The organism is Methylobacterium ajmalii (assembly GCF_016613415.1).
Taxonomy (GTDB): domain Bacteria; phylum Pseudomonadota; class Alphaproteobacteria; order Rhizobiales; family Beijerinckiaceae; genus Methylobacterium; species Methylobacterium ajmalii.
Map to the genome: position 1 here is coordinate 38071 of NZ_JACWCT010000089.1, position 15521 is coordinate 53591.

The following is a 15521-nucleotide window of genomic DNA, read 5'->3' on the forward strand; positions in this document are numbered from 1 at the left end:
GGCATCAGCGCGGTCGTGGGCGCCCGCGGCCTCACCGGCGGACGCCCGGATGATGGGGGGCGGCCATGCGCCTGTCCTCGAATCCGGTGCGGTGGGGAGCCGATGCGGCAAGCGCCCGCCGGGATCAAGGTTTCGCCGCCGGGGCGGGCGATCGGCGGAGAAAATGTCGCGGCGGGGATCCGCGGTGGCCGGATGGTGGGCCGCTGCGAGTCCTGCGCCGCTCGCGCGATGACGGTCCGCGGCGATGAAAGGGATAAACCGTCTCTTCTCCCGTCCGCGGGGGAGAGGAGAGACCCTGCGCTCCTCTCGTCACGACCGTCGCTCCGGCCAGCCCCGAGGGCACGAGGATACGATCATGCCGGTGACCACCGTCGAATCCCCGCCCGGTCCCTCCGCCGACGCCCTCCGCGTCGCGCGTCACCTGCGGCGTCTCGAGGCGCTGGAGGCCCGGCATCGCCTGCGCCGGCGCACCGTTCGGGCGGTGCGGGGCGGGCTCGGCGGGGGCGGCGCCTTCCTGGTGCTGGTGAAGGCCAAGCTCGTCGTCGCGGCCCTCGTCGGGATCGGCTTCGCCTAGCCGCTCGCCACCTTCGTCGCGGTGACGATCGCTGTGGTGATCGCGGCCCTGTTCGACGGCGGGTCGCTCGATCTCGCCGGCTGCGACTGCCCCGGGCCGAATGCGCGTCGTGCCCGGCTGCGAGCGCTGATCGCGGAACGGCGGACCTGGCTCGCCGCGCCGGATGGCCCCGCGCCCCTCATTCGCTCGAGCCCGAAGCTCAAGCGCGCCTGAGGTGGAAAGCCCTACCGGGGCTCCGTCCCGCAGGCGGCTTCCAGGATATCGGCCTCGGTCACCGTCTCCATCGGCTTGGCGATCTTGACGGCCCGGGTCGGCCGGCCCGCGAGCATCAGGAGGATCACCGTCTCGACATCCGGGCAGCCGGGATCGGCGCAGGCGATCTCGTTGACCGAGAGCGCATCCTCCTCGGCGAGCGCCAGGATCCGGCGGGTGCGCTCCGTCAGATCCTTGCGCGACGCGGCCTGCGCGTTCGCCCGGGCGCGCAGGGCCTTGAGGCTATGGAACACGGAGCGTCAGGCCATGCCCGGCGTCCAGGCCGGGAACGGATCCGGCAGGGTCCGGTCGGCCGCGACCGGCCCGTCCTCCCCGCCGACGAGGCAGGCATCGAGGGCCCGGCGGATCGCCGCCTCGTCGAGGCCGGCGCCGATGAAGACGAGTTCCTGGCGCCGGTCGCCCCAGGTGTCGCTCCAGTGCCGTTCTAGCTCGCCGCGCCACTCGGGATGCTCGGGCCAGCGGGCGCGCGGCACCGCGGCCCACCAGCGGCCGAGGGGCGTCACACGGGCGGTCGAGCCGGCGAGCGAGAACTCGCCGACCCAGTCCGGCCGGGTCGCGAGCCAGAAATGGCCCTTGGCCCGGATCAGCCCCGGCCAGGTTTCCTTGGTGAAGGCGTCGAACCGGGCCGGGTGGAACGGGCGGCGGGCCCGGTAGACGAAGGAGCCGATGCCGTATTCCTCGGTCTCCGGCACGTGCGCGGCGGCGCCGTACAGCTCCTTGTACCAGAGCGGGTGGGTCTGGGCCTTCTCCTCGCTGAACAGCCCGGTCTCCAGCACGGTGGCGAGGGGCACCTGCCCGAACGCCGCCTCGACGATGCGGGCGTCGCCGTTGAGACCTCGCACCACCTTGCGCACGAGGTCGCGCTGCTCGGCGCTCACGTCGTCGGCCTTGTTGATCACGATCACGTCGGCGAACTCGATCTGCTCGACCAGGAGGTCGACCAGGGTGCGGGTGTCCTCCTCGCCCGCCACCTCGCCGCGGTCGCGCAGGAAGTCGTGCGAGCCGTAGTCGCGCAGGAGGTTCACGGCGTCGACCACCGTCACCATCGTGTCGAGGCGGGCGACGTCGCACAACGCCAGGCCGTCCTCGTCGCGGAACGAGAAGGTGCTGGCGACCGGCAGCGGCTCGGCGATGCCGGTCCCCTCGATCAGCAGCGCGTCGAACCGGCCCTCCTCGGCGAGGCGGCGCACCTCCTGCATCAGGTCGTCGCGCAGGGTGCAGCAGATGCAGCCGTTGGTCATCTCGACCAGGCGCTCGTCGGTGCGCGACAGGCCGGCATCGCCGGCCCGCACGAGGTCGGCGTCGATGTTCACCTCGCTCATGTCGTTGACGATGACGGCGACGCGGCGGCCCTCGCGGTTGGCGAGCACGTGGTTGAGCAGGGTGGTCTTGCCCGCCCCGAGGAAGCCGGACAGCACCGTGACGGGCAGGCGGGAATCCGGGGCCGGGGCATCGGGCGAGCGGACAGGGGACACGACGTCGGGCATGGGCACCTCCTGTTTCGTAACAATATAACATTGCTTTTCCTGTCAAGGCGTCCGGCCCGTGGCACCGCGGCCCATTCCCGCCCGGGAAGGCGCGGCGTAGAGCCGGGGCGCCACCGTAAGGAAAATCCCGCGCCGCATGCGTCTCCTCCGCCTCGCCCTCCTCGCCCTCGCGGTCGCGCTTCCCGCGGCGTCCCGCGCCGAGATGCCGATGCGCGGGCATGGCGGCCCGGTGCGGGCGCTCGCCGTGACGCCGGACGGGGCGCGGGCGCTCACCGGCAGCTTCGACCAGTCGGCGATCCTGTGGTCGCTCGACGACGGCACGGCCCTGCGCGTCCTGCGCTTCCACGAGGGGGCGGTGAACGCGGCGGCGTGGCTGCCCGACGGCGGAATGCTGACCGGCGCCGAGGACGGCCGCGTCGCCCTGTGGCGCGCCGGGCCCGAGCCGGAGCGGGTCCTGACCCGCCATGCCGGCCCGGTGACGGGGCTCGCGGTGTCGCCGGACGGGCGGCGCGTCGCCTCCTCGGCCTGGGACGGCACCGCCCGGGTGACGCCGCTCGACGGCGGGTCGGTGCTGGTCCGGGAGCATGGCGGCAACGTCAACGCGGTGGCCTTCCTGCCCGACGGCCGCCTCGTCACCGGCGGCTACGACGCGACGGTGCGGATCTGGTCGGAGGCCGGGGAGCCCCGCGTTATCGCGCTGCCCGCGCCGGTCAACGCGCTCGCCGCCGCGCCGGACGGGGCGATCGCGGCGGCCGGCGCCGACGGGGCGGTCCACCTGCTCGCACCCGGGGGCGGGATCCGGGGAGAGGTCGCGGTCGGGCCCCGCCCGGTGGTGGCGCTGGCGCTCTCGCCCGACGGCAAGCGGCTCGCCGCCGCGACGGTGGGCGGGGCGGTGGCGGTGATCGACCGGGAGGCGGCGCGGGTGCGCCTCACCCTGGTCGGGCCGGGCCTGCCGGTCTGGTCGCTGGCCTTCCGGGGCGACGACGAGCTCGTCACCGGCGGCGGCGACCGGCTGGTGCGGCGCTGGGACCTCGCCACCGGCGAGCCGATCGGGCCGCTCGCCATGCCGCGCCCGGCCGACGGGCTCGCGGCCTTCGCGGGCGACCGCGGCGCGGAGGTCTTTCGCGCCTGCGAGGCCTGCCACACCCTGACGCCGGACGGCGGCAACCGCGCCGGGCCGACGCTCCACGGGGTGTTCGGCCGCCGCATCGCGACGGCGCCGGGCTACGCCTACTCGCCGGCCTTCCGGCAGTTCGACATCGTCTGGACCGCCGACACCATCGCGCGTCTGTTCGAGATCGGCCCCGCCCGGTTCACCCCCGGCACCAAGATGCCCGAGCAGGTCGTGCAGGACGCCGAGGACCGCGCCGCCCTGGTGCGGTTCCTGGAGAAGGCGACGCGCTGAGGCTCAACCCTGCCGCGCCCGGATGTAGTCCTCCGAGGTCCGCGGCCGGTTCTCCTCCGCGGCATGGGGGTCGAAGCCCTCGGTGAGGACGTGCGAGACCCGGCAGGTGTCGCACATCATCAGCGCCTTGATCCGCTGCTCGCCGGCCGGGCCTGCGAACATCCAGTGGCGGTCGCGCAGGCGGCCGACGATCCGCTCGACGGTGCTGCGGGTGCCGAAGGCCTTGCCGCACGCGATGCACGCGAACGGCTCCTCCTCCTTCAGCACCCGGCGGGGCGCCGCCCAGGCGGCAAAGTCGAGCTGCGGCACGAGGCCGATCACGTCCTCGGGGCAGGTCGCCGCGCACAGGCCGCACTGCACGCAGGCGCTCTCGGCGAAGGTCAGGCGCGGCCGGTCGGGATCGTCGGCGAGCGCGCCGGTCGGGCAGGCGCCGACGCAGGCGTGGCAGAGCGTGCAGGACGCGGTGTCGAAGGACAGGCCGCCGAAGGGCGCGCCGGCATCGAGCGCCACCCGGTCGACGGGATGCGGCGCGGCATGGTGCAGCTCGGAGACCGCGAAGCGCAGGACGCCGCGCACGTTGCCGTCCGGCATGAAGCCCGACGGGACCGGGGCGGGGGTGCCGCGGGGCCCGGTCGCCAGGGCTTCGCCGAGCGCGTCGGGATCGTCGGTCTCGATCAGCGAGACCACGGCGCCGCCGGCCGGCGCGCCGTAGCCGAGGGCCTGCACGATCGTCTCGAGCCGGGCGGCGTTGCGCAGGAGCGGGGCGACGTCGTGCTTGGGCCGGGCGCGAACGAGGAACCGCACCGCGCCGGCGCCGTACGCGAAGGCGGCGGCCACGAGCTCGGGCCCGACCTGCGTCACCTCGTTGAGCGGGAACGGCAGCACGTCCGCCGGCAGCCCGTCGCCGAAGCGCGCGAGGGCATCGATCAGGGGGGCGCCGTGCGCGTCGTCGTGGATCAGCAGCACCGGCGCGGTGCCGCCGGCCTGGCGGAAGGCCGCGAGCAGGGTGCGCAGGCGCCGCATCTGCGCGTCGGCCGGCGGCAGGGCGTAGGCGGCGGCCCCCGTCGGGCAGACCGAGGCGCAGGAGCCGCAGCCGGCGCAGACATGGGGATCGATCGCGACGTGGTCGCCGGCCGGCGCGATGGCGCCGGTCGGGCAGACGTCGAGGCAGCGGGTGCAGCCGGTGATGCGCGAGCGCGAATGGGCGCAGAGGTCGGCGTGGAAGTCGACGAAGCGCGGCTTGTCGAAGGTGCCGACGAGGTGGGACGCCTCGAACAGCACCCGCTCCACGGCGGCCGGGTCGCCGGGGTCGGCCCGGAGGTAGCCGCTGCGCAGCTCGTGCGCCGGGAAGAGCGGCGTGCCGCCGGTGAGGTCGACGACGATGTCGCAGGTCGAGGTCGCCCCGTCCCGGGACGGCCCGAAGGCCAGCGCCCGGCGCGAGGAGGGCAGGGGCAGGGCGGTGTCGTCGACCGTGAGGGTGAAGGCGCCGAGATGGCCCTTGGCGGTGCGCACCGTGCCCTTGACGACCGGGACCTCGCCGCTCGCCGGCACCGCGACCTCGCCGGGCCGCGAGAGCAGCACCGTCACGTCGAGATGGTCGGCGAGACGCCGCCCGGCCTCGATCGCCGCCTCGTCGCGGCCGTAGACCAGGGCGACGCCCTGGCTCTCGAAGCTCACGTTCGCGGGGGCCGGCATCGCCTCCGCGGCGGCGGCCAGCAGGGCGGCCATCTTGGGCCCGGCGGCGGCGCCTTGCGCCGACCACCCGGCCGTCTCGCGGATGTTGACGAAGGCGACGCGGTCCTCGGCGCCCAGTTCCTCGGCCACCTCGCGGAAGAGCGGTGCCTTGAGGGTGCAGGACACGGTGACGGGAATGCCCGAGGCCAGGGCGGCCCGCACCCGCGGGAGCTCGCGGCCGCAGAACTGGTCGCCCGTCTCCAGCCTGCCCCCGCAGCCCTTGCCGATCGCCGCCGCATCGAGGGGCATGCTGCCCTCGCAGGAACAGGCGATCACGATCCGATCCGACACCGCGCACGTCTCCGACCGGGCGCGGTCCCCGGCCTCGCCGGAGGCCGGGGCGCCTCGCGCCCCCTGGGGCGTCATGCCCCTTGTTCAGTGGTCCAGCCCTATATAGGAGCCGTTAAAAAGAACGATCCGACACGTGCGCGCAGGCCGCTCATCTCCCTCATGACCCTCGCGGATTCCTCCGGGCTGCTGCTGCCCCCCGCCTTCCGGGCCGTGCGCCTGCCGCCGGCCGCGCGCGAGACGGCGCACGAGCGGGCCCGCGCCCTCGCGGCCGCCGACGCGGAGGCCGCCGGCACCCTGGTGGTCGGCGCCCGGCCCGAACTCGTCGATGTCGCCGTGGTGCTGGCGCCGGAGGAGCCGCTCGCGGTCGCCCGCCTCGCCGGGCTCGTCGGCCTGACGGCGCTGGCCGAGACGGTCGGCAGCCACGGGCCGCCCGACAAGCCGGTGACGGTCGATGCGGCCGGGGCCCTGTTCTTCGACCGCGCCCGCCTCGGCGGCGGACGGCTCGCCTGGCCGGAATCCTGCGGCGAGGACGCGGTGCCGGACTGGCTGGTGTTCTCCGGCATGCTGATCGCCTCGAAGCGCGAGGCGGGCGATCCCGGCCACACGCCGGATTCGACCTCGCTGGAGGAGGAGGGGTTCGAGACCACGGGTGTCGCCCTCGTCGAGAGCTTCGCCCGCCACCTCCTGCGCGGCCTCGCGCTCTGGGCCGAGGACGGGGCCGCCGGTGCCCGGGCCCGGGCCCGCGGGTTCCTCGGTACGGAGGCGGGACTTCCCGCCCTCGACGGCGCCGGCTGGTTCGACCCTGCCCGGGGAGGGCCGCGCCTGTGAGCCTCAAGCTTCCCCGGACCCTTCGCCTCGACCCCTCCGACACCCTGGTCTTCCCCGTGGCCGCTCCGCCCGGCGAGTGGGCGGTGAGCGGCAGTTTCCTGTTCCTCGACGACGATCCGGCCCTGCTCGCCGGCAAGGCGCGGGCGGCGTTCCGGGCCGGCTTCGTCGGCATCGACTCGTTCGGCTTCTCGACCCTGGTGGTGGTGAGCGAAGCGAGCAAGGCCGAGCGCGAGGCCGCCACCGAGGCCCTGGCGACGCAGTTCCAGGCCCGCCTCGGCGCGCCGGACCGCGCGAGCGCGCTCGCGGCCGCCCGGGACGAGATCGGCATCGCCGAATCGCTCTGCGGCCCGCCGGTCGGTACGGTGCTGGCGCTGCACCGGACCCTGGAGGACGGCGAGATCCGCGAGCGCTTCCGCGCGTTGCGCCCCCGGGAGGGCGCCGTGCCCGGCACCGACCGGCGCCACGCCTATGCCCGCGCCTTCGACTTCTACGAGACCGACGACGAGCCGGAGGAGCGGGTCGACCTCGCGGGGTTGCTGGCAGGCAAGCCGGACGGCGATCCGCGATGACGGTTTCGTCGCTTCACGCCGCCGGCCGCGATCCCACCCGCGACCTCATCCTGAGGTGCTGCCGCTTGCGGCAGCCTCGAAGGAGGGTTCCAGTGATCCCTGCGCCTTCTGGAGGCCTCCTTCGAGGCTCCCGTTGGTCGCGCCTCAGGATGAGGTCGCGGGTGGGATGCCGGGCCTCATCGTCCATCTTTGGCAACACTATTCTTCATCCGGTTCCGAATCCCCACCATGCCTGAATTCTGGGTCTCGAGCGGCCATCATCTCACCCGGCGCGATGCGGGCGGCGGGCTCGTCGTCACCGACGAGCTGCTGCTGGCCTATCTCGCGCGCCCCGAACTGGTGCCGCCGGACGAGGCCTGCGACGCCGAGCGGGCGCTGTACGCCGCGCTCCTCGCCGATCCCCGCCGCAGGGTGGCACCCGCCGAGGTCGCGGCCCTGGCCGACGCCGATGCCCGCGAGAACTGGGAGATGATCCTCGCCTTTCGCGACCGGCTGCTCGCCGCCCGCTCGGTCGAGGCCGCCTATCTCGACCTCGTGCGCAGGGGCGCGGCCGGCACGCCCCCGCTCTTCCTCAACCAGCTCGTCCACCTGATCCTGCGCAACGCGCTGGACGGCTGCGACGACCCCTACACCCTGCGGGCCGCCGAGCTGTTCTTCCGGCCGCAGCGGGCCTCGGTCAGCAACGGATCGCTGCTGCTCGCCGATGCCGAGCTGATCGACGAGGCCGAGGGGGCGGCGCGGCCATCGCCCCTCGTCGCGATGCTCGGGCGCGAGCCGGTCTCGGAGCTCGACGTTCTGACCGGCGACAACGCCTGGACCTACTGGAGCCGGTCGGACGCCTTCAGCATGGCGCTCAACCTCGGCTCGGATCCCAGGAGCCGCGAGGGACTGGCGCGGGCGATCGAGGCCTTTCTGCGCCACCTGATGGCGGTCGAGGTGGGGGTCGCGCCGATCCCCGCGATCGAGGACAGGGATTGGCGCTGGTTCGTCGGCCTCGACGCCGAGGGGACGCGGATCGGCAACGCCCTGTGGCGCGGCGAGGCGGTGGATTCCGCCACGAGCGAACGGGTGCTGGCGCTGTTTCGCCTCGCGATCCTCGATTCCGCCCGGGCCGACCCACGCCTCGAGGGCCGGCCGGTCTACCTCCTGCTCGCCATGAGCCCGGACCGGCTGGTGACGATGAAACCGCAGAACCTGATCGCCGGGCTCCCCATCGTCGCGACCGGAGAGGCCTGATGGGCACGCAGCTGATCACCGTCGGGGTCGTCGTCGCCAAGCGCAGGCTGAAGGGCCCGTGGGCGAGCCATGCCTGGCTGCCCGTCGCGGTGCTGCCGGGGCTCCCCGGCACCGCGCCATGGACCCGCCTCTCGGCCTCGGAGGAGGAAGAGACGTTCTATGCCGGGGCCTACGAGGTCGAGCTGCACCCGGCCGAGACGGCGCATTACGGCGACAACCTCGCGGCGGCCCAGCCCTCGCTCTGGGTGGCGCTGCGCGAGACCGGCCCGGAGACCTACGCGGTCGCGACCGTCACGGCAGATCCCTACGAGGGCGAATCGCTCGCCGAGGGCATCGGCGAGATCGTCGAGGCGGTGCCGATGCCGCCCGAGATCCAGGCCGAGGTCGGCGCCTTCTACCGGGCGTTCCACGTCGAGCGGGTCTTCCACAAGCGCAAGCGCGATCGGGCCGATCCGGAGGCGCTGGCCCGCCAGGAAGCCGGCGCCCGGCGCCGGCCGGAGGAGCCGTGAGCGACGGCTTCCTCTCCCGCTGGTCGCGGCGCAAGCGCGACGAGGCGCGCCGGCCGGCCGAGGTACCGGAGGTGCCCGCGACCGACGTCGCCGCGGAGCCGGCGGAGGAGGGGGACCTCACCCCCGAGGACCTGGCCGCGCTCCCCTCCCTCGACACCCTTACCGCCGCCACCGACCTCGCGCCGTTCCTGCGCGCCGGGGTGCCGCGGGTGCTGCGCAACGCGGCGCTGCGCCGGATGTGGTCGGTCGATCCCGCGATCCGCGACTTCGTCAGCGAGGCGCGGGAATACGCCTACGACTGGAACACCCCCGGCGGCGTGCCGGGCACCGGCGGCCTGATCCCGGCCGAGGAGGTGCGGGCGATGGTCGAGCGGGTGTTCGGGGATCAGCCCGCGGCCGCCGAACCCGACGATCCGGGCGCGTCCTCCTCTTCCCGCGGGCGGCGCGAGGGCCCCGCCGACCTTGCCGTCGGCGACGCGAGCGGCGAACCACGGGTTCGCGGCGAGGCTGAGGAAGTATCCCCGGACGAAGCTCTGTCGGAAACACACCCTCACCCCGGCGTCGAACCTGCGGTTCCCCGCGAAGGCGCGCTCCATCCCCCGAACGGAGACACCGCCCTCTCCCCGCCAGAGGTGACAGGCGAGCCCCGCGCGCTTCCCTTAGCCCCCCCGGCCCTGTCCCCGCTCGGTCACGCGACCGCGAATGCCACAGGGAATCGCCGCGGACCCGATTCGGAGCGCCCCGCCGATCCCGCCGCTCCACCCCGCCTGCGACGCCATGGCGGGGCGAGTCCGATTTGAAGCGTTAGAAAGTAGAATTGCGCGCGACGGTTTCCCGGCTATGGTGCCGGCCCGGACTGCCCGATCCTCCACCAGAAACAGAGGGGAAACGGGTCCCGTCGGGAGGTCGAGTTTGCGTGGCGTGAGGTGATGGTGAGCCAGGGGACCGGTCCGGTCGAGGAGATCGACGCGCTGCGCGCGCAGGAATACGACCTCCTGGCGACCCTGCTCGGGCGTGCGCCGGCGCCGGACCTGCTCGCGGCGCTGCACGGCCTGACCGGCGACGGCTCGCCGATCGGCCGCGCGCACGAGGCGCTGGGCCGCGCCGCCCGCGAGGCGGATGCGCGCGAGGTCGGGCGCGACTACTTCGCGCTCTTCGTCGGCGTCGGCCGCGGGCTGATCATGCCCTACGCCTCGTACTACCTCACCGGCTTCCTCAACGAGCGCCCGCTGGCGCGGGTGCGCCAGGACCTGGCCGCGCTCGGCCTCGAGCGCGATCCCTCGTCGAGCGAGCCGGAGGACCACGCCGCGACCCTGCTCGAGGTCATGGCGAGCCTCGCCTCGGGCCGCCTGGCGGCGGAGCCGGACACGGATCACCGCTTCTTCGAGCGGCATCTGAAGCCGTGGATCGGGCGTTTCTTCACCGACGTTGCCGCACAGGCGACGACGCCGTTCTACCGCGCGGTCGGCGAGCTCGGCGAGGTGTTCACGACGATCGAGATGGAAGCCTTCGCCATGGAGGCGTAGGCCGACGGACGAAGACCGGGGCGTCAGCCCCTCACGACATCACGGTGCGCCGGTCGCGGCGGCGCCGGGCGAGACGGTTTCGAAGAGGAGAGCCGCGATGCGGCAGGACGACGACACCCGGAAGGACGACACCCGGCTCGGACGGCGCCAGTTCTTCCGCGCCCTCGGCGGCGGCACCGCCGCGGCTGCGGCCGCGGTCGCCTCCGTGCCGCTGACGCCCACCGAGGCGCAGGCCTACGACCCCGGCAATGCCGAGACCCGGTCGCGCTACCGCGAGACCGATCACGTCAAGGCCTTCTACCGCACCAACGGCTACGAGACGCTCAAGAAGTGAGACCGGCGATGCTGACCAAGCGCAGGAGCGGCGTTGCGGGCCGCGGCAGCCATCAGGCGCTGGCCGCGGGCCTGACCGCCCACACCCTCGACCGCCGCGGCTTCCTGCGGAAATCGGGACTCGCCGCCGGCGGCCTCGCGGCCCTCGGCACAATGCGGCTCGGCGCGGTGCGTCCGGCCCAGGCCGCCGGCTCGTCCGCCGACCCGGCCCAGGCCGTGATCCGCAAGAACATCTGCACCCACTGCTCGGTCGGCTGCACGGTGACGGCCGAGGTCGTCAACGGCGTCTGGGTCGGCCAGGAGCCGTCCTGGGCGAGCCCGATCAACCGGGGCGCCCACTGCGCCAAGGGCGCGGCGATCCGCGAACTGGTCCACAGCGACCGCCGCCTGCGCTACCCGATGAAGATCGTCAACGGCGAGTGGCAGCGGGTCTCCTGGGACCAGGCGATCACCGAGATCACCGACAAGCTCCAGGCGATCCGCGCCAAGAACGGCGCCGATTCGGTCTACTGGCTCGGCTCGGCCAAGTTCACCAACGAGGCCTCGTACCTCTTCCGCAAGTTCGCGGCGTATTGGGGCACCAACAACGTCGACCATCAGGCCCGCATCTGCCACTCGACCACGGTGGCGGGCGTCGCCAACACCTGGGGCTACGGCGCCCAGACGAATTCCTACAACGACATCCGCAACGCCAAGACGATGATCATCCTCGGCGGCAATCCCGCCGAGGCGCACCCGATCTCCATGCAGCACGTGCTGTCGGGCAAGGAGATCAACCGCGCCAACATGATCGTCATCGACCCGCGCTTCACCCGCACGGCGGCGCACGCGACCGAGTACGTCCGCATCCGCTCCGGCACCGACATCCCGGTGGTATGGGGCATCCTCTGGCACATCTTCCAGAACGGCTGGGAGGACAAGGCCTTCATCGAGCAGCGCGTCTACGCGATGGACGACGTCCGCAAGGAGGTCGCCAAGTGGACGCCCGACGAGGTCGAGCGGGTGTCGGGCGTGCCCGGCGAGCAGCTGAAGCGCGTCGCCGAGCTCTTCGCCAAGGAGAAGCCCGCGACGCTGATCTGGTGCATGGGCGCGACCCAGCACACGGTCGGTACCGCCAACGTGCGGGCTTTGTGCATCCTGTGCCTGGCAACCGGCAACGTCGGCAAGCCGGGGACGGGGGCCAACATCTTCCGCGGCCACACCAACGTCCAGGGCGCGACCGATCTCGGCCTCGATGTCACGACGCTGCCGCTCTATTACGGCCTCGTCGAGGGCGGCTGGAAGCACTGGGCCCGGGTCTGGGAGGTCGAGTACGACTGGCTGCAGTCGCGCTTCGACGAGGTGCCCGCCAGCGCCGGCCGCAAGGCCCGCTCGCGCAAGGAGAACATGGAGACCCCCGGTCTCACCTCGACCCGGTGGTTCGACGCGGTGAGCCTGCCGCCCGAGCAGGTCGACCAGCGCACGCCGCTCAAGGCCATGATGGTGTTCGGCCACGGCGGCAACACCGTGACCCGGATGCCCGAGGCGGTGAAGGGCATGGCGGAGCTGGAGCTGCTGGTCGTCGCCGACCCGCACCCGACCACCTTCGCGGCGATGGATGCGCGGCGCGACAACACCTACCTCCTGCCGATCTGCACCTCGCTGGAGATGGACGGGTCGCGCACCGCCTCGAACCGCACGCTGCAGTGGGGCGAGCAGGTCGTGAAGCCGGCCTTCGAGTCGAAGAACGACTACGAGGTCATCTACCGGATGGCGGTGAAGCTTGGCTTCGCCGAGTCGCTGTTCAAGAACATCAAGGTCGTGGACGGCATCCCGGTGGCGGAAGACCTCCTGCGGGAGATCAACCGCGGCGGCTGGTCGACCGGCTACAGCGGCCAGAGCCCCGAGCGCCTCAAGGCGCACATGAAGAACCAGCACAAGTTCGACCTCGTGACGCTGCGCGCGCCGAAGGACGACCCTGAGGTCGGCGGCGACTATTACGGCCTGCCCTGGCCGTGCTGGGGCAAGCCGGAGCTGAAGCACCCGGGCACCCACATCCTCTACAACACGTCGCTTCACGTGAAGGAGGGCGGCAGCACCTTCCGGGCGCGGTTCGGCACCGAGCGCAACGGGCAGACGCTGCTGGCCGAAGATTCCTTCACCAAGGATTCCGACCTGACCGACGGCTACCCCGAATTCACCTTCGGGGTGTTCCGCAAGCTCGGCTGGGACAAGGACCTGACCGAGGCCGAGCTCGCCACGATTAAGCGGATCGGCGGGAACAACCCGGACGCGGTCAGCTGGGCCACCGATCTGTCGGGCGGCATCCAGCGGGTCTGCCTCGACCACGGCGTGATCCCGTTCGGCAACGGCAAGGCCCGGGCCAACGCCTGGAACCTGCCCGACCCGGTGCCGGTCCATCGCGAGCCGGTCTACTCGCCCCGGCCCGACCTCGTCGCCAAGTACCCGACGCGGCCCGACGAGCGGCAGTTCCGCATGCCCAATGTCGGCTTCTCGGTGCAGAAGGCGGCGGTCGATCGCGGGATCGCCAAGCAGTTCCCGATCATCCTGTCGTCCGGCCGCCTCGTCGAGTACGAGGGCGGCGGCGAGGAGACCCGGTCGAACCCGTGGCTCGCCGAGCTGCAGCAGGACATGTTCGTCGAGGTCAACACCCAGGACGCCGCCGAGCGCGGCATCAAGGACGGCCAGTTCGTCTGGGTGTACGGCCCGGAAAATTCGTCCAAGGCCAAGGTGAAGGCGCTGGTGACCGATCGCGTCGCCAAGGGCGTCGCCTGGATGCCGTTCCACTTCTCGGGGTGGTTCCAGGGTAAGGACATGCGCGACTTCTACCCGAAGGGCGCCGACCCGGTGGTGCTCGGCGAGAGCGTCAACACCGTCACCACCTACGGCTTCGATCCCGTCACGGGCATGCAGGAGACCAAGGTGACCCTCTGTCAGATCAGCGCGGCGTAAGGGGGATCCTCATGGCCAGAATGAAGTTCCTCTGCGACGCCGACCGCTGCATCGAGTGCAACGCCTGCGTCACCGCCTGCAAGAACGAGCACGAGGTGCCGTGGGGCATCAACCGTCGCCGGGTCATCACCCTCAACGACGGCAAGCCCGGCGAGCGCTCGGTCTCGATGGCCTGCATGCACTGCACCGACGCGCCCTGCGCGGCGGTGTGCCCGGTGAACTGCTTCTACACCACGGCGGATGCCGTGGTGCTGCACTCCAAGGACCTGTGCATCGGCTGCGGCTACTGCTTCTACGCCTGCCCGTTCGGGGCGCCGCAATATCCCCGCGTCGGCAACTTCGGCTCCCGCGGCAAGATGGACAAGTGCACCTACTGCTCGGGCGGGCCCGAGGCCGACCTGTCGGTCGCCGAGTATGAGAAGTACGGCTCGAACCGCCTCGCCGAGGGCAAGCTGCCGCTCTGCGCCGAGATGTGCTCGACCAAGTCGCTGCTCGCCGGTGACGGCGAGATGATCGCCCAGATCTACAAGGAGCGGGTGATCAAGCGCGGCTACGGCTCGGGCGCGTGGGGCTGGAAGACGGCCTACCGCGAAACGATCGCGATCTGAGGGATGTCGATGCGCAGGCTTACCTCCATCGCCCTCCTGACGGCGACCCTGGCGCTGGCGGCCCCCGCCCTCGCCCAGGTCCGCGCGCCGGACGGCGCCCCCAACCCTACCGCCTCCTCGGTCAACGAGGAGATGCTGTTCAAGCAGGACCCGAAGATCCACGGACGGATCTCGATCCCGAACGCCACCGCAGCCAACCTGATCCAGCCGCAGGGGCGGGAATGGCGGGCGTTCCGCGAATCCTGGATGCCGTGGATCGGGGCGCTCGCCGTGCTCGGCATGATCGCCGCGCTCGGCCTGTTCTACTTCACCCGCGGGCGCATCCGGCTCGAGCACAGCGAGGAATCGGGCAAGAAGATCCTGCGCTTCAACGGCTTCGAGCGCTTCTCGCACTGGATGACGGCATCCTGCTTCATCGTCCTGTCGCTGTCGGGCCTCAACTACATCTTCGGCAAGCGGTTGTTGATGCCGCTGATCGGGCCCGAGGCGTTCGCGAGCCTGGCCCAGTACGGCAAGTACGCGCACATCTACCTCGCCTGGCCGTTCATGCTCGGCGTGCTGTTCATGCTGGTGCTGTGGGTGCGCGACAACATCCCCGGCAAGATCGACTGGATCTGGCTCAAGCAGGGCGGCGGCCTGATCGGCGACGCGCATCCGAGCGCCGGCCGCTTCAACGCCGGCCAGAAGATGGTGTTCTGGATGGTCGTCGGCTTCGGGCTGGCCATGAGCGCCACCGGCCTGATGATGATCTTCCCGTTCGCGGTCACGGACATCAACGGGATGCAGGCGATGCAGGTGATCCACTCGCTGATCGGCGTGGTGTTCATCGCCGGCATCCTGGCCCACATCTATATCGGGTCGCTCGGCATGGAGGGCGCCTACGACGCGATGGGCAGCGGCGAGGTCGACCTGGCCTGGGCCAAGGTCCACCACGACCTCTGGGTGAAAGAGCAGCAGGCCAAGACCGCGAGCGGGCCGCAGCTCGGCCGCGGTCAGGTGCCGGCCGAGTGAACGGGCGGGGAGAGCAGCAGCGATGAAAGCCTTTCTGGTCGCCGTGGCGGCGGCCGTGGTCCTGGCCACCGCGGCGAGCTTCCTGCTCGCCGAGAACCAGCGTTTCGCCTACCAGGCCTTCGCCACCTCGGGCGCCCGGGTCTCGGACCCCGGCACCAACCTCGTCGGCCCGCGCTGGACCGGCG

16 protein-coding genes are annotated in these 15521 nt (G+C 72.3%); 13 read left to right on the forward strand and 3 right to left on the reverse strand.

Annotated features, from left to right (window positions below; translation table 11 throughout):
- The first annotated feature begins 355 nt into the window (after positions 1–355).
- Both HPY23_RS33150 and HPY23_RS33155 read left to right on the forward strand, forming a co-directional pair.
- Positions 356–574 carry a hypothetical protein gene (locus HPY23_RS33150; protein ID WP_236012504.1) on the forward strand — a complete coding sequence of 73 codons (219 nt, stop codon included), beginning with the start codon at positions 356–358 and terminating at the stop codon, positions 572–574.
- A 36-nt stretch (positions 575–610) separates the two neighbouring features.
- Entirely contained in the window at positions 611–787 is a 177-nt protein-coding gene (locus HPY23_RS33155) for a hypothetical protein (protein ID WP_236012503.1), read from the forward strand.
- Between the two features lie 11 nt (positions 788–798).
- Here the strand turns inward: HPY23_RS33155 and HPY23_RS16945 are convergent, their stop codons facing one another.
- Positions 799–1080, reverse strand: coding sequence for a hypothetical protein (locus HPY23_RS16945; RefSeq protein WP_060846319.1), 282 nt, complete (start codon positions 1078–1080; stop codon positions 799–801).
- A gap of 6 nt (positions 1081–1086) precedes the next feature.
- Positions 1087–2334, reverse strand: a complete 1248-nt coding sequence (gene zigA, locus HPY23_RS16950) for a zinc metallochaperone GTPase ZigA (protein WP_091886501.1) — start codon at positions 2332–2334, stop codon at positions 1087–1089.
- Between the two features lie 136 nt (positions 2335–2470).
- Between zigA and HPY23_RS16955 the strand changes: the two genes are divergently transcribed.
- A complete protein-coding gene (locus tag HPY23_RS16955; protein WP_091886498.1) occupies positions 2471–3739 on the forward strand; it encodes a c-type cytochrome in 1269 nt (422 codons plus the stop codon).
- 3 nt (positions 3740–3742) lie between these two features.
- Here HPY23_RS16955 and HPY23_RS16960 read toward each other — a convergent pair whose 3' ends face one another.
- Positions 3743–5722 carry a 4Fe-4S binding protein gene (locus tag HPY23_RS16960; protein ID WP_175539963.1) on the reverse strand — a complete coding sequence of 660 codons (1980 nt, stop codon included), beginning with the start codon at positions 5720–5722 and terminating at the stop codon, positions 3743–3745.
- Positions 5723–5923: 201 nt separating this feature from the next.
- Here HPY23_RS16960 and HPY23_RS16965 point away from each other — a divergent pair, with 201 nt between their 5' ends.
- The 10 genes from HPY23_RS16965 (at position 5924) to HPY23_RS17010 (ending at position 15336) form a co-directional block, all read left to right on the forward strand.
- Entirely contained in the window at positions 5924–6592 is a 669-nt protein-coding gene (locus tag HPY23_RS16965) for a biotin/lipoate--protein ligase family protein (protein ID WP_091886492.1), read from the forward strand.
- Positions 6589–7161 (forward strand): DUF6505 family protein, encoded by a 573-nt coding sequence (locus HPY23_RS16970; protein WP_060846315.1) that lies wholly within the window; start codon positions 6589–6591, stop codon positions 7159–7161. The genes HPY23_RS16965 and HPY23_RS16970 overlap by 4 nt, the downstream gene beginning before the upstream one ends.
- A gap of 228 nt (positions 7162–7389) precedes the next feature.
- Positions 7390–8397, forward strand: a complete 1008-nt coding sequence (locus HPY23_RS16975) for a DUF6352 family protein (RefSeq protein WP_091886489.1) — start codon at positions 7390–7392, stop codon at positions 8395–8397.
- Positions 8397–8906 carry a DUF3305 domain-containing protein gene (locus HPY23_RS16980; protein WP_060846313.1) on the forward strand — a complete coding sequence of 170 codons (510 nt, stop codon included), beginning with the start codon at positions 8397–8399 and terminating at the stop codon, positions 8904–8906. The genes HPY23_RS16975 and HPY23_RS16980 overlap by 1 nt, the downstream gene beginning before the upstream one ends.
- Complete coding sequence (locus HPY23_RS33875; RefSeq protein WP_091886486.1) at positions 8903–9706, forward strand: DUF3306 domain-containing protein; 804 nt, start codon at positions 8903–8905, stop codon at positions 9704–9706. The genes HPY23_RS16980 and HPY23_RS33875 overlap by 4 nt, the downstream gene beginning before the upstream one ends.
- 129 nt (positions 9707–9835) lie before the next feature.
- Positions 9836–10432: a TorD/DmsD family molecular chaperone gene (locus HPY23_RS16990; RefSeq protein ID WP_091886483.1), complete on the forward strand. Its 597-nt coding sequence runs from the start codon at positions 9836–9838 to the stop codon at positions 10430–10432.
- 97 nt (positions 10433–10529) lie between these two features.
- Positions 10530–10766 (forward strand): formate dehydrogenase, encoded by a 237-nt coding sequence (locus tag HPY23_RS16995; protein ID WP_048426164.1) that lies wholly within the window; start codon positions 10530–10532, stop codon positions 10764–10766.
- 8 nt (positions 10767–10774) lie between these two features.
- Positions 10775–13717 (forward strand): formate dehydrogenase subunit alpha, encoded by a 2943-nt coding sequence (locus HPY23_RS17000; protein ID WP_060846310.1) that lies wholly within the window; start codon positions 10775–10777, stop codon positions 13715–13717.
- 11 nt (positions 13718–13728) lie between these two features.
- On the forward strand, positions 13729–14325 hold the full coding sequence (gene fdh3B / locus HPY23_RS17005; RefSeq protein WP_048448809.1) for a formate dehydrogenase FDH3 subunit beta: 597 nt from the start codon (positions 13729–13731) through the stop codon (positions 14323–14325).
- Between the two features lie 9 nt (positions 14326–14334).
- Complete coding sequence (locus tag HPY23_RS17010) at positions 14335–15336, forward strand: formate dehydrogenase subunit gamma (RefSeq protein ID WP_175539955.1); 1002 nt, start codon at positions 14335–14337, stop codon at positions 15334–15336.
- The last annotated feature ends 185 nt before the right edge of the window (positions 15337–15521 follow it).